20 protein-coding genes are annotated in these 18,075 nt (G+C 60.9%); 6 read left to right on the forward strand and 14 right to left on the reverse strand.

The features are described from left to right. Positions 1–41: 41 nt before the first annotated feature. From recO to rpoE, 9 genes are all read right to left on the reverse strand, one after another. Positions 42–749 (reverse strand): DNA repair protein RecO, encoded by a 708-nt coding sequence (gene recO / locus ACM3N8_RS19750; RefSeq protein ID WP_042872706.1) that lies wholly within the window; start codon positions 747–749, stop codon positions 42–44. Continuing rightward, a complete protein-coding gene (era, locus tag ACM3N8_RS19755; RefSeq protein WP_043142174.1) occupies positions 750–1,655 on the reverse strand; it encodes a GTPase Era in 906 nt (301 codons plus the stop codon). Positions 1,656–1,713: 58 nt separating this feature from the next. Next, positions 1,714–2,385: a ribonuclease III gene (gene rnc / locus ACM3N8_RS19760; RefSeq protein WP_043142176.1), complete on the reverse strand. Its 672-nt coding sequence runs from the start codon at positions 2,383–2,385 to the stop codon at positions 1,714–1,716. After that, a complete protein-coding gene (lepB, locus tag ACM3N8_RS19765; RefSeq protein WP_043142178.1) occupies positions 2,386–3,309 on the reverse strand; it encodes a signal peptidase I in 924 nt (307 codons plus the stop codon). Between the two features lie 3 nt (positions 3,310–3,312). Further along, entirely contained in the window at positions 3,313–5,106 is a 1,794-nt protein-coding gene (gene lepA / locus ACM3N8_RS19770) for a translation elongation factor 4 (RefSeq protein WP_043142180.1), read from the reverse strand. Between the two features lie 118 nt (positions 5,107–5,224). Then, positions 5,225–5,686 carry a SoxR reducing system RseC family protein gene (locus ACM3N8_RS19775; protein ID WP_098980704.1) on the reverse strand — a complete coding sequence of 154 codons (462 nt, stop codon included), beginning with the start codon at positions 5,684–5,686 and terminating at the stop codon, positions 5,225–5,227. 93 nt (positions 5,687–5,779) lie between these two features. Further along, a complete protein-coding gene (locus ACM3N8_RS19780; protein WP_098980705.1) occupies positions 5,780–6,760 on the reverse strand; it encodes a MucB/RseB C-terminal domain-containing protein in 981 nt (326 codons plus the stop codon). 21 nt (positions 6,761–6,781) lie between these two features. Next, positions 6,782–7,375 (reverse strand): RseA family anti-sigma factor, encoded by a 594-nt coding sequence (locus ACM3N8_RS19785; protein ID WP_043142185.1) that lies wholly within the window; start codon positions 7,373–7,375, stop codon positions 6,782–6,784. A 22-nt stretch (positions 7,376–7,397) separates the two neighbouring features. Then, the gene (gene rpoE / locus ACM3N8_RS19790) at positions 7,398–7,979 is read right to left on the reverse strand and encodes an RNA polymerase sigma factor RpoE (protein ID WP_042033782.1); all 582 of its coding nucleotides are present in this window, start codon (positions 7,977–7,979) and stop codon (positions 7,398–7,400) included. Positions 7,980–8,161: 182 nt separating this feature from the next. Between rpoE and nadB the strand changes: the two genes are divergently transcribed. Next, the gene (gene nadB, locus ACM3N8_RS19795; protein ID WP_043142188.1) at positions 8,162–9,769 is read left to right on the forward strand and encodes an L-aspartate oxidase; all 1,608 of its coding nucleotides are present in this window, start codon (positions 8,162–8,164) and stop codon (positions 9,767–9,769) included. Positions 9,770–10,043: 274 nt separating this feature from the next. Here nadB and ACM3N8_RS19800 read toward each other — a convergent pair whose 3' ends face one another. Beyond that, on the reverse strand, positions 10,044–10,421 hold the full coding sequence (locus ACM3N8_RS19800) for a protein YgfX (protein WP_172955194.1): 378 nt from the start codon (positions 10,419–10,421) through the stop codon (positions 10,044–10,046). A gap of 18 nt (positions 10,422–10,439) precedes the next feature. Then, positions 10,440–10,709, reverse strand: a complete 270-nt coding sequence (gene sdhE / locus ACM3N8_RS19805; RefSeq protein WP_042033786.1) for an FAD assembly factor SdhE — start codon at positions 10,707–10,709, stop codon at positions 10,440–10,442. A 113-nt stretch (positions 10,710–10,822) separates the two neighbouring features. On the opposite strand from sdhE, the gene ygfZ reads away from it, so the two are divergent. Next, a complete protein-coding gene (gene ygfZ / locus ACM3N8_RS19810; protein WP_241280546.1) occupies positions 10,823–11,734 on the forward strand; it encodes a tRNA-modifying protein YgfZ in 912 nt (303 codons plus the stop codon). A gap of 21 nt (positions 11,735–11,755) precedes the next feature. On the opposite strand, the gene ACM3N8_RS19815 is transcribed toward ygfZ, so the two are convergent. Continuing rightward, positions 11,756–12,643, reverse strand: coding sequence for a LysR family transcriptional regulator (locus ACM3N8_RS19815; RefSeq protein ID WP_098980707.1), 888 nt, complete (start codon positions 12,641–12,643; stop codon positions 11,756–11,758). A gap of 138 nt (positions 12,644–12,781) precedes the next feature. On the opposite strand from ACM3N8_RS19815, the gene ACM3N8_RS19820 reads away from it, so the two are divergent. Then, positions 12,782–13,219 (forward strand): PACE efflux transporter, encoded by a 438-nt coding sequence (locus ACM3N8_RS19820; RefSeq protein ID WP_241280547.1) that lies wholly within the window; start codon positions 12,782–12,784, stop codon positions 13,217–13,219. A gap of 95 nt (positions 13,220–13,314) precedes the next feature. Here ACM3N8_RS19820 and ACM3N8_RS19825 read toward each other — a convergent pair whose 3' ends face one another. Continuing rightward, positions 13,315–13,656, reverse strand: coding sequence for a hypothetical protein (locus ACM3N8_RS19825; RefSeq protein ID WP_042872738.1), 342 nt, complete (start codon positions 13,654–13,656; stop codon positions 13,315–13,317). Between the two features lie 193 nt (positions 13,657–13,849). Between ACM3N8_RS19825 and cutA the strand changes: the two genes are divergently transcribed. The 3 genes from cutA to ACM3N8_RS19840 all read left to right on the forward strand — a co-directional run bounded on the left by cutA (position 13,850) and on the right by ACM3N8_RS19840 (position 16,492). Beyond that, positions 13,850–14,167, forward strand: a complete 318-nt coding sequence (cutA, locus tag ACM3N8_RS19830; protein WP_274452599.1) for a divalent-cation tolerance protein CutA — start codon at positions 13,850–13,852, stop codon at positions 14,165–14,167. After that, complete coding sequence (locus ACM3N8_RS19835; protein ID WP_416016515.1) at positions 14,164–15,957, forward strand: protein-disulfide reductase DsbD; 1,794 nt, start codon at positions 14,164–14,166, stop codon at positions 15,955–15,957. Before cutA ends, ACM3N8_RS19835 begins: the two co-directional genes overlap by 4 nt. Positions 15,958–16,078: 121 nt before the next feature. Then, positions 16,079–16,492 (forward strand): hypothetical protein, encoded by a 414-nt coding sequence (locus tag ACM3N8_RS19840; RefSeq protein ID WP_043142210.1) that lies wholly within the window; start codon positions 16,079–16,081, stop codon positions 16,490–16,492. Positions 16,493–16,543: 51 nt separating this feature from the next. Here ACM3N8_RS19840 and ACM3N8_RS19845 read toward each other — a convergent pair whose 3' ends face one another. After that, positions 16,544–17,848, reverse strand: a complete 1,305-nt coding sequence (locus tag ACM3N8_RS19845) for an NAD(P)/FAD-dependent oxidoreductase (RefSeq protein ID WP_290019296.1) — start codon at positions 17,846–17,848, stop codon at positions 16,544–16,546. Positions 17,849–18,075 lie beyond the last annotated feature (227 nt).

Consider the following 18,075-nt stretch of genomic DNA (forward strand, 5'->3'; position numbering starts at 1 on the left):
TGTGCGGCAGCCGCCTTGGCGTCAGCGCGGATATCCATATGTCACTGTGTGCTGGCTTTGCGCTTCAAGAACAGCTCCCGGCTCTTCAACTGGCGTTTTCCCAGATAGGGCTGGAGCGCCAGCCGGCTGAAACGCTTGGCCGCCTGCAGCAAGGGAGGGGTATCGAATCGCCCCTCGGCGAAGGCCAGCAGGTGGGCACCGAGGAACAGGGTACGGGGATCCGGCGCCCGCTCGCAAGCGACAAAGCCCAATTCACGCTCGAAGCCGTAGAGCAGCTCGGGCTGGATCGCGGACTCGTCATCGGCGGCGTACTCGAAGTCCACCGCATAGCCAAGCGCCTGCAACAGCAGGAACTCGAAGCGGCGCAGCGGCAGCTCGGGCGTCTCGCCATCCGCCAGCGCCATCAGGGCACGGGCATAGGCGTCGAACACCTCGGGAAAGGGGGTATGGGCTTCCAGCAGGTAGTAGACCAGCTCGTTGAGGTAGAGGCCGTAGAAGAGGCGATCGCCCCCGAGTCGCAAGGAGTGATCCGGACATTCGACCTGGGCGAGATTCTTGAGGTCCCCCTTGCCGCGCCAGCTGATGGTGAGCAGGGAAAAAGGTTGAAGCAGCCCCTTCAGAGGGGAGCGTGGCCCGCGAGAACCGCGAGCCACCAGGGTAAATCGGCCACTATCCTGGGTAAACACCTCGACCAGCTGACTGGTCTCCCGATAGGGCCGACTGTGGATGACGAAAGCCGGACTCAGCAATCAGTCATCGCCATAGCCGAGACTGCGCAGGGCGCGCTCATCGTCGGCCCAGCCCGCCTTGACCTTGACCCACAGCTCAAGGAACACCTTGTTCTGGAACAGGCGTTCCATGTCGATGCGTGCCTCTGTGCCTATGGTCTTGATCTTCTCACCCTTGTTGCCGATGACCATCTTCTTCTGGCCATCGCGCTCCACCAGGATCAGGGCGTTGATGTGATAGATGCCGCTCTCTTCCACCTTGAAGCGCTCGATCTCCACGGTCACGGAGTAAGGCAGCTCCTCACCGGTGAAACGCATCAGCTTCTCGCGGATGATCTCGGAGGCCATGAAGCGGGAAGAGCGGTCGGTCACGTAATCTTCCGGGAAGAAGAAGTTGTTCTCCGGCAGCAGATCCTTGGACCACTCGCGGATCTTCTCCACGTTGGTGCCCTTCTCGGCACTGATGGGCAGGATATGGGAGAACTTCATCTGCTGGCCCAGCCACTCCAGGTGGGGCAGCAGGTCTTCCTTGTCCTTGACGTTGTCGATCTTGTTGACCGCCAGCACCACGGGACAGGGCAGATGGCGCAACTTGCCGAGCACCATCTCGTCATCCTTGGTCCAGTGAGTGCCGTCGACCACGAACACCACCATGGCCACATCCCCCAGCGAACTGGTGGCGGCGCGGTTCATCAGGCGGTTGATGGCCCGCTTCTCTTCGATGTGCAGACCCGGGGTATCCACATAGATGGTCTGATGGTTCTCCTCGGTGTCGATCCCCAAAATCCGGTGACGGGTGGTCTGGGGTTTCTTCGAGGTGATGCTGACCTTCTGGCCGAGCAGCTTGTTGAGCAGGGTGGACTTGCCCACGTTGGGGCGGCCCACGATGGCGACAAAGCCGCAATAGGTGGTATCTGTATCTGTCATGACAGTTTTTCCAATGCCTGTTGTGTTGAAAGACCGCGGCCTCTTGCATCAATAGCAGTCATGACAGTCTTTCCAATGCTTGCTGCGCCGCCGCCTGTTCGGCCTTGCGACGACTGGTACCGACCCCGACCAGCGGACCATCCAGGCCTTCTACGTCGCACTGGACTGTGAACTCCTGGTTGTGGGCCTCGCCCTTGACGTTGGTCACTGTGTAGGTCGGCAGGGATTTGCGGCTTCCCTGCAAAATTTCTTGCAGGCGGGTCTTGGGATCCTTCTGCTCTATGCCTGGTTTGATTTCGTCCAGACGGCTGGCATACCAGCTCAGCAGCAGCACCCGCACCGCCTCAAGATCAGTATCCAGATAGACGGCGCCGATCACCGCCTCGACCGTATCGGCCAAAATGGATTCGCGGCGGAAACCGCCGCTCTTGAGTTCGCCGGGCCCGAGGATCAGGTGATCCCCGAGGTCAAACTCCCGGCCCAGTTCGGCCAGGGTCTTCTCGCGCACCAGGGTGGCGCGCATCCGGCTGAGATCCCCTTCCGCCGCTTGCGGGAAGCGGTGGAACAGAGCATCGGCAATCACCAGACTCAAAATGGAGTCTCCCAAAAATTCCAGTCGCTCATTGTGACGGGAACCGGCGCTACGGTGAGTCAGCGCCCGGGTCAACAATTCCTGATCGCGAAAGACATGCCCGAGACGGGACTGCAGTCTGTTCATTTTGATATTCATTTACTTGATTCCGCCAATGCGGTTGAAGCGCACACCTGTCGGTACCCAACTTGGCAGCAGGGAGCCTTCTTCGCGCTCGAATTCAAAACTTATCCAGATGGCGACCGCCTTGCCGACCAGGTTCTGTTCGGGCACAAAGCCCCAGAAACGGCTGTCGGTACTGTTGTCACGGTTATCACCCATCACGAAGTACTGACCTTCCGGCACCACCCACTCGTCGGGGTAGGTGCCGGGCTGGCGATAATAACGGCCGACCATATCGGGCATCAGCGGGTTGCGAAGAGTCTCGTGAGACACCTCACCCAGCTGCTCGGTATAGCGGTCAAGCGGGATCCCCATCTGGGTAAATTCACCCCTTTGTTCAAACTTGACGTCGAGCTTCTGGAAGCCCGGGCACGTTTTCCCTTCCTGCTCCTCGCACTTGGGCCGGATCATCAGCTCCTTGTTGCGATAGATGACCCGATCACCCGGCATGCCGACCACCCGCTTGATGTAGTCCACCCGGGTATCCAGCGGATACTTGAACACCACCACATCGCCGCGTTTGGGTTCGCCAGTCTCGAGGAACTTGGTGTTGGTCACCGGATCCTTGAGGCCATAGGCAAACTTCTGCACCAGGATGAAATCGCCCACCAGCAGGGTGGGCATCATGGAGCCAGACGGGATCTGGAACGGTTCGAAGATGAACGAACGCAAGATCAGCACGAGCGTGATGACCGGGAAGACACCAGCGGTCTGTTCGATCCAGACCGGCATGGGGGCAACCTTGGCCAGGGTTTTCTCATCCAGATGGGCGCCGCCATGGGCACGGGCCACGGCAATCTTGGCGGCCCGCTGCTTGGACCAGATCATCTTGTCCAGACACCAGATAACACCGGTGATCGCGCAGACCACCACCAGGATCAGGGAAAACGTGCTTGCCATCGATTAATCCTTTCCTACATGGAGAATTGCGAGGAACGCCTCCTGCGGCACGTCGACACGGCCCAGGGACTTCATCCGCTTCTTGCCTTCTTTCTGCTTGTTCAGCAGCTTCTTCTTCCGGCTCACGTCACCACCGTAGCACTTGGCGGTCACGTCCTTGCGCAGCGCCTTGACGGTGCTGCGGGCGATAATCTGGTTGCCGATAGAAGCCTGAATGGCGATATCAAACATCTGGCGCGGGATCAGCTCACGCATCTTCTCCACCACCTGGCGACCGCGATACTGGGCGTTCTCCTTGTGGGTGATGATGGCCAGCGCATCGACGCGCTCACCGTTGATCATGATGTCCAGACGCACCATTTCGGAGGTTTCAAAGCGCTTGAAACCATAATCCAGCGAGGCGTAACCACGGCTGGTGGATTTGAGGCGATCGAAGAAGTCGAGCACCACTTCCGCCATCGGGATTTCATAGGTCAGTGCGACCTGGTTGCCGTGATAGACCATGTTGGTCTGCACGCCACGCTTCTCGATGCAGAGGGTGATGACGTTGCCCATGTACTCCTGCGGCAACAGAATGTTGCACTCGGCGATGGGCTCACGCATCTCCTTGATGTTGTTCACCGGAGGCATGGCGGACGGGCTGTCGATATGGATGGTGTCGCCATTGTTCAGCTCGATTTCATAGACCACGGTCGGCGCCGTGGTGATGAGATCCAGATCGTATTCCCGCTCCAGACGCTCCTGGATGATCTCCATGTGCAGCATGCCGAGGAAGCCACAACGGAAGCCGAAGCCCAGCGCGGTGGAGCTCTCAGGTTCGAAGAACAGGGAGGCATCGTTCAGGGACAGTTTGTCGAGGGCATCACGGAACGACTCGTAGTCATCGCTGGAGATGGGGAACAGACCCGCATACACCTGCGGCTTCACCTTCTTGAAACCCGCCAGCGCTTTTTCGGCGCCGTTCTTGGCTTGCGTCAGGGTATCGCCCACAGGGGCGCCGTGGATGTCCTTGATGCCGCAGACGACCCAACCTACCTCGCCACAACCCAGGCCCTGAGTATCCACCTGCTTGGGCGTGAAGATACCGATACGATCGACACCCCACACCTGACCGGTGCTCATTACCTTGATCTTGTCGTTCTTCTTGAGCGAACCGTTTTTGATCCGCACCAGAGAGACGACGCCCAGATAGGAGTCGAACCAGGAGTCGATGATCAGCGCCTGCAGCGGTGCATCGGGATCACCGACCGGCGCCGGGATGCGAGCCACTATCTCTTCCAGCACGAGATCGACACCCAGGCCAGTCTTGGCGGAGCAGCGCACCGCATCGATGGCGTCGATGCCGACTATGTCTTCGATCTCCTCGGCAACCCGCTCGGGTTCTGCGGCCGGCAGGTCAATCTTGTTCAGCACCGGCACCACTTCCAGCTCCATTTCCATGGCGGTGTAGCAGTTGGCCAGAGTCTGTGCCTCAACCCCCTGGCCGGCATCTACCACCAGCAGCGCCCCTTCACAGGCCGCCAATGAGCGGGAGACTTCGTAGGAGAAATCTACGTGGCCCGGGGTGTCGATAAAGTTCAGCTGGTAGGTGTTACCGTCTTGTGCCTGGTAGTTCAGGGTCACACTCTGTGCTTTGATGGTAATGCCGCGCTCGCGCTCCAGGTCCATGGAGTCAAGCACCTGAGCCTGCATCTCGCGGGAGGACAGCCCGCCGCAAGTCTGGATCAGACGGTCCGACAGGGTCGATTTACCGTGGTCGATGTGCGCAATAATCGAAAAGTTACGAATGTGTTTCATCGAGCAAGAATCACTCAAAATTAGGTTAGGGCCGGATATGGAGGCAGGATTTTACTGGATAACCCGGTCGACGGCCAATCTTTAGTCGACGGAGCACCAGAAATACAGGCCTGCACGGTCAGGAGAGGTTGCGGGTATGGAGTACCACACCCAGCATGCGAGGGCCATATGCCCCCTGATCGAGTCGAGTGGAAAAGTAACGAACCAGTGAAAATCCGACTAGGCCACCCAGCAGGCAGCTGAGGATGGTGATCCCCTCCCCGCCCGCCAACAAGGGCGCCAACCAGAGCTGACCAAGCAGGGCGCCCGCCAGCAGACAGAACAGTGGCAACACATAAACCAGGGCGGCGCCCCGCAGTATGCTCGCCTGGGGAATGCCGAGCCGGATCTGCTGACCGACGCTCACCTCGGCGGTAAGGGCAACCCGCAGCCGTTGCTGCTTCATCGGAAACGCCTTGGCAACCGTGCCGGTACCGCAGTTGGACTGTTGATGACAACCGCTGCAGGCGGAGCGCCGTTCGCACTCCACCCAGGCATGTTGTCCATCAATGGCCACCACGGTCGCCAGCTCTTCGCTCATTTCACTCACAAGACGTTTCCACAATAACGAGGGACAGATTGACCCAATCTGAACATGACTGCCCCGCTTGAGCAAGCGGGAGTGCAAATACGACTACTGTACAGTCTCATTGCGGGCCAGAGGCTGCACCGACTCGGCGATGCGTTTTGCCGTTTCGGCCGGTACTTCGCCCACGACTGTAATCTCGACCCCCACGTCGTTGACGTAGCTCACCAGCGAGGTCGCCCCCTGGCGGATCAACTGCTGGCGCACCGCCTGCTTGGGATCGACCCTGGCCACATAGACTGAGAGATCCACCAGACCATCGGAGAGCATCATGTAATCCACCGGCAGGCTGGTGGTCACCAGCTGGTGCCTGTCCTGAGACAATACCTTGAAACCATCCGGCAACCAGGTGAGATGCCAGTTCAGCGTCTGCTGCGGCGCCGGGTAGGCATCCTCCAGCGCCAGCGCCTGGGGCAGCTTGCTGCCGGCCAATTTCACCAGCCAGGGAGCGGGGGCATTCTGCCTGTCCAGATCCACGCCCAGCACCTGCTCGACCAGGTTGCCTTCCCGATCCACCATGTCCACCCGCAGCAACAGCTGGCTCTGCTCATCGACCCAGAGCACGAAGCCATACTTGTCCGCCTCTTTGGGCACCAGCCTGACCACTTGCGCCACCAGACCGGCTACCCGGCTGCGACCGGCCAGCACGGGATCATAGCTTTCCAGCACACGAGGCAGCGGCATCTTCACCAGAGTGGCCCAGACACCGGGGAAACGGGCGCCCTTGAGGGTGTAGGGTTCGTGGGTATTTTCGAAGAAGGTGAACTCGTCCTGGCGCTGCAGGTACTCTATGGTCTTGCCGTCCAGGTAACTCAGGTGGGCCACCTCCTTGCCATCGATCACCCCATGACTGAAACGCATGGGTTCGAGGCGCCCCTGACGGGCCTTGACCATGGATAATTCGAAATTCTGTTGTGATACGGCACTCTGCATCTGCTGCAACAAGGCCTCGGCCGACTTATCGTCGGCCGAGGCCTTGGCACAAATCAGCAGGAGAGAGGCCAGCAAAATACGGCTGGACTGGCGCACGATCTGATCCCTAAAAATGCGTTATTCCTGAATCTGCTTGTCTTGCAGCAGACGCTGTTGCAACTGATGGTCACGCAGGAAGGCATTGATGCGCTCACGCTGCTCCTGCATCTGTTGCTCACTCAACCCTTGCTGACGGGCGGTCGCCCGGTTGCCATCCTGCGGGTAGTGCACGCTCACCGGCGAGGCACTGCCACCGACAGGAATAGTGTTGAGCACAGGGTTTGTCGGTATGCCGTCATGGCCCTGATACTGCTGCACCCCGAAGATGACAGCGGCGGCGACCGACGCGGCGATGGCGTATTGCCCCACCTGTTGACCGACCCGACGAAACAGCGGAACCACCTTGGCGCCAGTATGAACCTGCGGTGCAGCTGGCTTGCTCTCCACCGGCTTGGGCGCCAGTATGGTGGGCTCATCTTCCAGCGCAGCCATTATGCTGTCACTGAGATCCAGCTGCAGATTGACCGGCAGGTCCCCCCGCATGGCATCACCGATCAGGTGGTAACGAGACCAGGTATCTTGCAGCGCCGGATCCATTCCCAGCTCGCTCAGAACCTCAACATCGCTCAAGTCACCATCCATCAGGGCCGAGAGTTGCTCTTTAGTTGCCATAAGTTAACCTGTCTTTCCCCAGTTAATTCTCGATCAGAGGTTTCAGCTTTTTATCGATTGCTTCCCTCGCCCGGAAAATACGGGATCTCACCGTACCCACAGGGCAATCCATGATTTCGGCAATCTCTTCATAGCTCAGCCCTTCCAGTTCACGAAGGGTGATGGCTGTCCTCAAGTCTTCAGGCAAAGCTTCTATGGCGGAAAACACGGTGCGCTTGATCTCGTCGGTCAGCGCCAGGTTTTCCGGTGTTGCGACCTCTTGCAAGGCTTCGCCACCACCATAGTATTCTGCCTCGTCCGCCTCTACATCACTGCTGGGCGGCCTGCGCCCCTGAGAGGTCAGATAATTTTTGGCCGTATTCACGGCGATTCGGTACAACCAGGTGTAAAACGCGCTCTCGCCACGGAATGTCGGCAACGCCCGGTAGGCTTTGATAAATGCCTCCTGCGCCACATCCGGCACATCGCCCGGATTGTTGACATACCTGGCAACCAGGTTGACCACTTTATGCTGGTATTTTTTTACCAACAGGTTGAATGCATTTTTATCGCCACGCTGGACCCGTTCAACCAGCTGTTCGTCCAGTAGATTCTGGTCGCTCATCAGAGCCGTAAAACCCCCATCAGGTTATCGTTTTTCTTTTCCGGCCCTTCCTAAGCGCACAAGTTCAGACAGGAGGAATCAGGGAAAGTTCGGTTGCATTGAAAAAAATGTGACGCAGGCTGCATCACCGCCCTCGCTTGGGCTACCATGGTGCCAGTTCTTAATCCAGGCCAATGATACTTATGAAAGCAAGTGTTGAATACCTTTGCGATGTACTGATCATTGGCAGCGGTGCCGCTGGTCTGTCCCTCGCGTTGCGGTTGGCAGACCAGGCCAAAGTCCTGGTTCTGAGCAAGGGGCCCATCAGTGAGGGGGCCACTCTCTATGCGCAAGGAGGCATCGCTGCCGTTTTCGACGAAACCGACAGCATCGAATCCCACGTGAGCGACACGCTCAACGCCGGGGCCGGGTTGTGTGACCCGGCCGTGGTGGAGTTCACCGCCCGCAACGCCCGCGAATCCATCCAGTGGCTGATCCAGCAGGGGGTGCCCTTCGATCAGGAGGAGGACGCCGAGGGCGAATCCCACTATCACCTGACCCGCGAAGGGGGCCACAGCCATCGCCGCATCTTCCACGCGGCCGATGCCACCGGCAAGGCGGTGCAGCTCACCCTGATCGATCAGGTGCGCTCCCACCCCAATATCCAGCTGATGGAGCGCTTCAACGCGGTCGACCTCATCACCACCCGCAAGCTGAATCTGCCGGGCAACAAGGTGCTGGGCGCCTACGTCTGGAATCGCAACGCCGAGCAGGTCGAGGTGATCCGCGCCCGCTTCGTGGCGCTGGCCACCGGCGGCGCCTCCAAGGTGTATCAATACACCTCCAACCCGGACGTGAGTTCGGGCGACGGCATCGCCATGGCATGGCGCGCCGGCTGCCGGGTGGCGAACCTGGAGTTCAACCAGTTCCACCCCACCAGCCTGTTCCACCCCGATGACCCCAACTTCCTGCTGACCGAAGCCCTGCGCGGGGAGGGTGCCTATCTGCGCCGTCCCGACGGCAGCCGCTTCATGCTGGAGTTCGACGAGCGGGCCGAGCTGGCCCCGCGGGACATAGTCGCCCGCGCCATCGACCACGAGATGAAACGCCTCGGTGCCGACTGCATGTATCTGGACATCAGCCACAAGCCGGCCGACTTCATCATCAAGCACTTCCCGACCATCCACGAGCGCTGCCTCGCGGTCGGCATCGACATCACCAAGGAGCCGATGCCCATAGTCCCGGCGGCCCACTACACCTGTGGCGGCGTGATGATAGACAACAACGGCCAGACCGACATACCCGGTCTCTACGCCATAGGTGAAGTGACCTATACGGGGCTGCACGGCGCCAACCGCATGGCCTCCAACTCCCTGCTCGAGTGCGTGGTCTATGCCCATCAGGCGGGAGCCGACATCATGGCCAAGCTGCCCATGAGCGTGGAACCGCCCCATCTGCCCGCCTGGGATGAGAGCAAGGTGGACGACTCGGACGAACAGGTCGTTATCCAGCACAACTGGCACGAGCTGCGGCTAATGATGTGGGACTATGTGGGGATAGTGCGTACCAACAAACGCCTGGCCCGCGCCAAGCGCCGCATCGATCTGCTCAAGCAGGAGGTGCAGGAGTACTACGCCCACTTCCGCGTCTCCAACAACCTGCTGGAGCTGCGCAACCTGCTGCAGGTGGCCGAGCTCATCGTCAACTGCGCACTGCAGCGCAAGGAGTCCCGCGGTCTGCACTACAACCTGGATTATCCGGACATGCAGCCGGACTCCAAGCCGACGGTGCTGACCCCGGAGCGGGAGTGATCTGCACCAGTGATGAGCCAAGGGAGATTCGCAACCTGCACCCCATATCCCGGACTACTCGGACATGCAGCCGGACTCCAAGCCGACGGTACTGACCCCGGAGCGGGAGTGATCCTGCACCCCATATCCCGGACTACCCGGACATGCAGCCGGACTCCAAGCCGACGGTGCTGACCCCGGAGCGGGAGTAATGGCCCGCTAGCCGTCACCCAGATGACCTCGCACCGGCGGGGTCATTTGTTATGAGGGAGAAGGGGAGAAACAGGCGACACGATTAACGGGCGGGCGGAGCGAGCCGGATGGCACGGGCCAGTGCCCTGTAGTGTTCCGGCGCGAGCGCATCGGAGAAGAGCCAGAGACGAGCATAGAGCCCATCCCCTGTCACCAGTTGCAACCAGAGTGCCCCTGGCAGGATGCGGCTGCGCGCGCCTAGCTGGTAGCGATGGCCCTGCCATTCCAGCCATTGCCCATCCCACGCCAGCGAACCGGCACTGTGACGGGTGCTGCGCCAGGCCAGCCAGCCCCCTATCAGCCAGCAGGGCAACCACAGAGCCCACTGCCAGCCATGGATCAGACTGGCAACCGGCCACCACAACAGCAGAAACAGGATCAGCAGCAGGACGCGCTGCTGCCGGGAGGGAATGACGGGCATAACCACCCGCATCCGGGATCAGCTCAGGCTGTCGTGGCGCGCCTGATTGCGCTCCAGGATCAGCGGGATCATGGCGGCAAAAGCGGGGTCAGCCGGAACGCCGTGGCCCATGCACCACTTGAACAGGTCAGGGTCATCGCTCTCCAGCAAACGGATGAAGGTCTGCTGCTGCTCATCGCTCAGGCTGTCGAACTCGTGTTCAAAGAACGGCATAAAGATCACATCCAGCTCGAGCATGCCACGACGGCAGGCCCACTTCAGGCGGGATTTTTCAATTGGGCTCAACATGGAACTCTCCTTACAAAGACCCGGGGATGGTAACAGCTGGATTTTCCGGCTGACAAACATTCCTTACGTCTTTACCATGCAGGTCACATACTTTCTGTCTCTGGAATACCATCGTGAGCCTGCAAACGCCTGTTTTTCCTGCCGAGCCAACCCTTTTCTCCCTGACCGACCTGGCCATCACCAGCCTGACCGGTGCGGATCGCGTCAAGTATCTGCAAGGCCAGGTCACCTGTGACGTCACTGCCCTGCAGCCGGGTCAAAGCACGCTGGGCGGCCACTGCGATGCCAAGGGCAAGCTGTGGAGCGACTTCCGTCTGCTCTGCCTGAACGATCGCCTGCTGTTGCTGACCAAGCCCTCAGTGCTGACGCGTCAGTTGCCCGAGCTCAAGAAGTTTGCGGTATTTGCCAAGGTCGAGATAGGCGAGAACCATGGTCAGGCAGTCGGCGTGGCCGGTCAGGGGTCGGATGGCTGGATCGCCACCCGCTTCGGCCTGACCGAGAGCGGGCTCATCGAGGGGGGCATGGCGGTACGGGTCGAAGCGGATCGCTGGCTGCTGGTGAGCGAGCAACCGCTGGAGCTGGACCTGCCTGCCGGCAGCGAATCACTCTGGTGGGGGCTGGATATCAAGGCCGGCATCCCTCATCTGGAAGCCGTGCATCAGGGGGAGTACATACCCCAGATGTTGAACCTGCAGGCACTGGATGGCATCAGCTTCACCAAGGGCTGCTACATGGGGCAGGAGACAGTCGCCCGCGCCAAGTATCGCGGTGCCAACAATCGCGCCCTGTTCGTGCTGGCCGGCACCGCCAGCGAGCCCGTCGCCTGTGGCGATGCCCTGGAGATCCAGCTCGGTAACAACTGGCGGCGCAGCGGCATGGTGCTCAACGCCTGGCAACAGGCTGGTCAGGTGTGGATCACGGCCGTGCTGCCCAAGGATACAGAGGCCGATGCCCGTTTTCGTTTCAAGCAGGAGGAGGCCTCCAGCCTCGCTCTGCAAGCCCTGCCCTACCCTCTGAACGACTGACCCGAACGGCAACAAGAGGCACTAGCGAGGCACCCGCGCCAGCAGTGCCTCCTTGAGCCAGCGCCCCGCCTGCCCGAGCGGGCGGGCGCGATGCCACTGCAATTCCAGCTCCAGCTCCAGCGCGGCCTTGGCGATGAAATCCGGCTTGAGCACCACCACCTCCCCCCGCGCCAGCGGCCGATGCAGCAGAAAATCGGGGATCGCCGCCCACCCCAGTCCCAATTTGACCAGCTCCAGAATGCCGAGATCCCCCTCGATCCACCACACCTGGGGCGAGAGGCGGAAGCGGTGGCGCTCCGTGCCCTCCCGCCGCCCCGTCACCATCAGCTGGCGGGCCCCTTGCAGATCGCTCTCTCGCAGCGGCGTCCTGTGGGCCAGCGGATGATCGGGGGAGACTACCAGCGGCATGCCGACGGAGCCCAGCGAACGAGAGGCTATCTCCCGCTCCGGCAGCTCCTTCTGGTAGCTGATGCCAAGCTGGGCCCGACCGCTCTTGAGCAGTTCGGTCACATCCTCCATCAGGGGAAACAGCAGCTCCAGTTCGACCCCCGGGTAACGAGTGGCAAACTCCTCCAGCAAAGAGCCGAGCCAGGGCAGGTGGGAGTCGTCGTCGATGGCCAGGGTGAGCCGCGACTCTATGCCTGCGGCCAGCTCCCCGGCGATCGCCTGCAATCGCTCGCTTTGGGCCAGCAAGATGCAGGCTTCCTGGTGGATGCGGGTGCCCGCCTCCGTCAGCACGGGATAGCGGGCCGAGCGATCAAACAGCTCCAGCCCGAGATCTATCTCCAGGTTGGCGATGGCGGTGCTGACCACCGACTGCGCCTTGCCCAGCTTGCGGGCCGCCGCCGAGAAGGAGCCGGTCTCTGCCGCCGCCAGCAGCGCCTTGAGTTGTTCCAGTGAAGGGTTCATTCGATTGCTCCTGTCATGACCTGGCAGCACGCCAATCTATCTATTTTAGCGATAGATACCAACGTGAACCTATCAGAGATTCGCGGTAAATTAGCCGCCATAAACACTCAGACACAGATAGATAGAGAGAGACAGACCATGCGTAATACCCGTGACCGCCTGCGCCACGCCATTGGCTTCGAACTGATTGGCCTGCTGATCGCCGCCCCCCTGGCAAGCTGGATCACTGGCGTAGGACTCAACCATATGGGGCCGCTGGCGTTGTTCTTCTCGGTGCTCGCCACCGTCTGGAACTACGTCTACAACATCGGCGTGGACAAACTGCTGCTCAAGTATCAGGGCCACACCCACAAGACGATGTGGCAGCGGGTATGGCATGCCATGGGCTTTGAAGGCGGCCTGCTGTTTGTCGCCCTGCCGGTCATGGCCTGGTGGCTCGAGATCAGCATGCTGGAGGCACTGGTGCTGGATCTGGGCTTCGTGCTGTTCTACCTGGTCTACGCCTTCATCTACAACTGGAGCTATGACAAGGTGTTCCCGATACCGGCTCAGGTGCAGCAGAACGCTCTGGGTTAAACGACAGGAAAACAGAGCAGGAACAAGGAGGCACCATCATGCGACTGGCATGATGGTGCTGGAGGAGGGCAAGCCAGTCGGGCCTGCCGCAGCCTTCAGGCTTGCGCCTTCAGCTCTTCGGTCGGGGCATCCGCCTCGGCCGACTCCTGGGTCAGCATGGCCTCAAGGTCGCTCTGGTACTGGTTCAGCAGGCGCTGGGCCGCCACCATGTCACCCTTGTGCAGACGCTCGAACAGATGGTGTTGCACCACGCCGTTGAGATACTCCACCGTGACGGGTTGCTCCAGGGCAGCCAGCAGCTCCTCTTTTTCCAGTTCGGCATTGATTTCATCGGCACTGGTACGCAGCAGACCGGCCAGTTGTACCAACATACGGCGCTCACCTTCGCGCAACAGGCTCAACATGCGGTTTCTCTGCTGCTCATTCTGTTGGGTCATACATTTCCTTACGTCGAATGGGAACAAGCCCGCTCATTCTGCCCTGTCCCTTTGACAGCGTCTATCTCATGCCCCCCACTTATTTTCATGTCGCGCCGATAAAGGCCGCCAGATGCTATTTGCCCCGTCGCTAGGTATAGTAGCCACTGGTTTACGGGCGCCTGGCCGCCCCGCACGGACGAGAAATTTCACCATGACAGATGCCATTCTGGTGCTCTGCACCTGCCCGGATGAGGCCAGTGCCGACCTCATCAGCGAACAACTGCTGAACCAGCGGCTGGCGGCCTGCATCAATCAAGTGCCCGGTCTCACCTCCGTCTATCGCTGGCAGGGAAAGCTCGAGCGGGCGCGGGAGATCCAGCTCATCATCAAGTCGCGGGCCTCCCTGTTCGAACTCTTGCGCCAATGCATCCTCAGCCATCACCCCTATGAGGTGCCGGAGATCCTGGCACTCCCGACAAGCCAGGGCCATCAGCCCTATCTCGACTGGTTAACACAGGAAACCTCATGACGCTGTCTCGCCTGCTCTCCCCCCTGCTTGTGCTCTCCGCCCTGCTGCTGTCCACCCTGAGTGCGACGCCGGTTCAGGCCGGCAGTGACAGTCTGCTGAGCGCCCTCGGCATCGAGGCCAACGCCCAGCCCAAGTTTCTGAAAGTCGACGACGCCTTCGTGCTCGAGAGTGAACAGCAGGGCAAGCAACTGCTGCTGACCCTGCGCATCGCCGATGACTACTACCTCTACCGCCACAGCTTCCGTTTCAAGGGCGAGAACCTCGCCTTCAGCGAACCCGTCTTGCCCGCAGGTGACGAGCATCAGGATGACTTCTTCGGCAAGACCCGGGTCTACTACCGGGAGGTGCAGATCCCCGTCACCCTGACCGAGGCTGGCCAGCAGGCCAGCCTCACCGTCAGCTATCAGGGCTGTACCGACGGCCTCTGCTACCCGCCCACCGACAAGCAGATTGCGGTGCAGCCCATGGTGGCCAGCACCAGCGATGTCGCGCAGGCCAGCATGGATGAAGCCGCCGGTGCCCCGGCCAGCAGCCAGCAGGATCAGCTGGCCGCCGCCCTCAGCAGCCAGGGATTCTGGCTCAGCATAGCCGCCTTCTTCGCGCTGGGGCTCGGCCTCGCCTTCACCCCCTGCGTCTTCCCCATGTATCCCATACTGACCGGCATCATAGCCGGGGCGGGTCATCGCCTCTCCACCCGCCGCGCCTTCCTGCTCTCCTTCGTCTATGTGCAGGGGATGGCGGTCACCTATACCCTGCTCGGGCTGGTGGTGGCGTCGGCGGGCTTGAAATTCCAGGCGGCGCTGCAGCACCCCTATGTGCTGATCGGGCTCTCCGTCATGTTCGTGCTGCTGGCGCTCTCCATGTTCGGGCTCTACACCCTGCAACTGCCGAGCAGCCTGCAAACCCGGCTGTCCGGCCTCTCCAACCGCCAGCAGGGCGGCTCTGTGCTCGGAGTCGGCATCATGGGGATGATCTCCGGTCTGGTCTGCTCCCCCTGCACCACGGCCCCGCTCTCCGGTGCGCTGATCTACGTGGCCCAGAGCGGCGACCTCTGGCTCGGCGGCGCGGCCCTCTATGCCCTCTCCTTGGGCATGGGGCTGCCGCTGCTGCTGCTTGGCACCTCGGGCGGCAAGCTGCTGCCCAGGGCCGGCGCCTGGATGGATGTGATCAAGCAACTCTTTGGTTTTGCGCTGCTGGCGGTGCCCATACTGCTGCTGTCACGGCTGTGGAGCGATCAGATGGCCACCCTGGCCTGGCTGGGTTGGGGATTGGTGCTGTGCGGCTACCTCTACCATCACAACCAACATCAGAGCCACTCGGTGGCTCGCAGCCTGCGCGGCTTCGTGCTGCTGCTGGCGATGATCAGCGCAGTTGTGGTGGGCAAGGATCTGCTGCTGCCAAGCCAGGATGCCACCGCGAGCACTCAGCGCGAGTCGCCGCAGTTTATCCGCATCAAGACGCTGGATGATCTCAAGACCCAGCTGGCCGCAGCCCGCGGCAAGCCGGTGCTGCTGGATCTCTATGCCGACTGGTGCGTGGCCTGCAAGGAGTTCGAGCACAAGACCTTCAGCGATCCCGCCGTGCGCGAGCGCTTCGGCCAGATGGTATTGCTGCAGGCTGACGTCACCGCCAACGACGATGCCGATGTGGAGCTGCTCAACGGCCTCAACGTGCTGGGGCTGCCGACCCTGATCTTTTTCGACCGCACCGGCAACGAGGTGAGCGGCCAGCGGGTGACCGGCTTCATGGGCCCCGCCGAGTTTTTGGGTCAGCTCGACAAGTTGCGTTGAAGGCAGCAGGCCCGGTCTGACGTCTGGGCCCGTTAACCGCTGATTTTTCTGGCAATCCCTTGTATATGACAGGCACCGTGGCAAAATTTGCCCTTTCCCGTCTCGTTCGTCCGGAGTTTTGATGAAAAAGTGGTTCATCCCCCTGCTGGCCCTCTGGCTATATGGCTGTTACGCAGGTCCCGGTGAAGAGGCGATCCAGACCCAGGTAACCGCCAAGCTGCAGGCAGAGACAGATACCCATCTGTTCGAGATCAGCGACTTCACCCTTATCGACAAGGAGGAACGGATGGAGGGGGTCTATCTGATCAAGGTGAGCTACCAACTCCATTTCAAGCAGGGGCTGGATCAGTTGCGGGTGCAGCACGACGAGGACCTGGTCTATGACAGGGTCGGCCCCTTCCAGCAGGAGATGGGGCTGATGGAGCTTGAGCGCAAATACGGCGAGTTCGAGGCGGGCCAGGTGCTGCCGCAACAGGCCGACGTCTGGATGATGAAAACCGAGCAAGGCTGGCGCCTGGCCGAGCCCCCTCAGTAAACGCCTCCCCGCCGGCCAAAGCCGCACCCCTTCGGCTGTTTTTCTCGCCCCTTACAGCAGATCCTTCATCCGGTGCCACAGCATGCCGAGCGCCAGCAGGGGCGAGCGCAGCGCCGGGCCACCGGGGAAGGTCATGTGGGGCACGCTACTGAACAGATCGAACCCCCGGCTCTCCCCCTTGATCGCCTCTGCCACCAGCTTGGCCGCCATGTGCGTGGCGTTGAGGCCGTGACCGGAATAGGCCTGGGCATAGAAGACGTTAGGATGATCCTGCAAGCGGCCAATCTGTGGCAGGCGGTTGGCCCCTATCCCTATCATGCCGCCCCACTGAAACTCGATGGCCACGTCCGCCAGCTCGGGAAACACCCGCTGCAGCTTGGGCTGCATAAAGGCCTTGATATCCCTCGGATCTCTTCCTGAATAGTTGCAGGCGCCGCCAAACAGCAGGCGCCCGTCGGCGGAGAGGCGGTAGTAGTCGAGCGCCACGTTCTGATCGCACACCGCCATGTTTTGCGGCAGCAGCCGCTGGCGCAGCCGCTTCTCCAGCACTTCGGTGGCGAGAATATAGGAGCCGGCCGGCAGCACCCTGCCCCCCAGTTCAGGATTGAGATCGTTGAGATAGGCGTTGCAGCCGATCACCAGATAATCGCTGCAGACCCGGCCGTGGGCCGTGGTGATCTGCACCCGATCGCCATAATCGATATGCGCCACCCTGGAGTGTTCGAACAAGGCGACCCCCAGGCTGGCGGCGGCACGCGCCTCGCCGAGGGCCAGGTTGAGGGGATGCAGGTGGCCCGACCCCATGTCGATCATGCCGCCGATATAGCGATCAGACCCCACCACAGAGTGGATCTCCTCCCGTGGCACCAGCTTGATCTCGTGCTGATAGCCCAGGCTGGCCAGATGCGCCGCCTCCTCTTCAAACCCGGCCAGATGACGCTGGCGGGTCGCGAGATCGCAATAGCCCCAGGTGAGGTCACAGTCGATGTTGAAGTGCTCGATGCGCTCTCGCACCAGCTGTACCGCCTCCAGCCCCATCAGATCCAGCTCGCGTACCCCCTGCTCGCCGATCCAGCGGGCAAACTGGCCTGTGTCGTGGCCTATGCCGCGAATGAGCTGGCCGCCGTTGCGGCCGGACGCCCCCCAGCCGATGCGGTTCGCCTCCAGCAGGGCCACCTTGTAGCCCGCCTGTGCCAGGTTGATGGCGGTGTTGAGGCCGGTGAAACCGCCACCTATGATGCAGACGTCGGCATTGAGCTCACCGCTGAGCTCGGGCCACTGCTGATTGTCATTGCGGGTGGCCGCGTAATAGGAGGCCACGTGTTCCTGATGTCCGTTGTGCTTTCCTGCCTGCATACTCAGCGTCCTGCCTTGGTAGCCATGCGTTTACTAAAATAAACAACCTGTCATCGATAATACCCAGCCCCCCGCCACCAATCCAGCCTCCGTGGATCACAGAAATGCAAAAGGCGTCCCAAAGGACACCTTTTGTTGTTTTTGTGGCTTGAGGCAGCCCATCGGCAGACCCATTTCCCCGGATACAGCAGGAGGTCTTTGCTGCGATCAGGGTCTGGCACTGGCCC

This window comes from Aeromonas sp. A04, from assembly GCF_047780465.1.
Lineage (GTDB): Bacteria > Pseudomonadota > Gammaproteobacteria > Enterobacterales > Aeromonadaceae > Aeromonas > Aeromonas bestiarum.

Bases quoted from the DNA above. Each gene is read 5' to 3' on its own strand.
- era (WP_043142174.1), bottom strand. From the start codon at position 1,655: ATGACAGATACAGATACCACCTATTGCGGCTTTGTCGCCATCGTGGGC.
- rnc (WP_043142176.1), bottom strand. From the start codon at position 2,385: ATGAATATCAAAATGAACAGACTGCAGTCCCGTCTCGGGCATGTCTTT.
- lepB (WP_043142178.1), bottom strand. From the start codon at position 3,309: ATGGCAAGCACGTTTTCCCTGATCCTGGTGGTGGTCTGCGCGATCACC.
- lepA (WP_043142180.1), bottom strand. From the start codon at position 5,106: ATGAAACACATTCGTAACTTTTCGATTATTGCGCACATCGACCACGGT.
- ACM3N8_RS19775 (WP_098980704.1), bottom strand. From the start codon at position 5,686: ATGAGCGAAGAGCTGGCGACCGTGGTGGCCATTGATGGACAACATGCC.
- ACM3N8_RS19785 (WP_043142185.1), bottom strand. From the start codon at position 7,375: ATGGCAACTAAAGAGCAACTCTCGGCCCTGATGGATGGTGACTTGAGC.
- rpoE (WP_042033782.1), bottom strand. From the start codon at position 7,979: ATGAGCGACCAGAATCTACTGGACGAACAGCTGGTTGAACGGGTCCAG.
- nadB (WP_043142188.1), top strand. From the start codon at position 8,162: ATGAAAGCAAGTGTTGAATACCTTTGCGATGTACTGATCATTGGCAGC.
- ACM3N8_RS19800 (WP_172955194.1), bottom strand. From the start codon at position 10,421: ATGCCCGTCATTCCCTCCCGGCAGCAGCGCGTCCTGCTGCTGATCCTG.
- sdhE (WP_042033786.1), bottom strand. From the start codon at position 10,709: ATGTTGAGCCCAATTGAAAAATCCCGCCTGAAGTGGGCCTGCCGTCGT.
- ACM3N8_RS19815 (WP_098980707.1), bottom strand. From the start codon at position 12,643: ATGAACCCTTCACTGGAACAACTCAAGGCGCTGCTGGCGGCGGCAGAG.
- ACM3N8_RS19820 (WP_241280547.1), top strand. From the start codon at position 12,782: ATGCGTAATACCCGTGACCGCCTGCGCCACGCCATTGGCTTCGAACTG.
- ACM3N8_RS19825 (WP_042872738.1), bottom strand. From the start codon at position 13,656: ATGACCCAACAGAATGAGCAGCAGAGAAACCGCATGTTGAGCCTGTTG.
- cutA (WP_274452599.1), top strand. From the start codon at position 13,850: ATGACAGATGCCATTCTGGTGCTCTGCACCTGCCCGGATGAGGCCAGT.
- ACM3N8_RS19835 (WP_416016515.1), top strand. From the start codon at position 14,164: ATGACGCTGTCTCGCCTGCTCTCCCCCCTGCTTGTGCTCTCCGCCCTG.
- ACM3N8_RS19840 (WP_043142210.1), top strand. From the start codon at position 16,079: ATGAAAAAGTGGTTCATCCCCCTGCTGGCCCTCTGGCTATATGGCTGT.
- ACM3N8_RS19845 (WP_290019296.1), bottom strand. From the start codon at position 17,848: ATGCAGGCAGGAAAGCACAACGGACATCAGGAACACGTGGCCTCCTAT.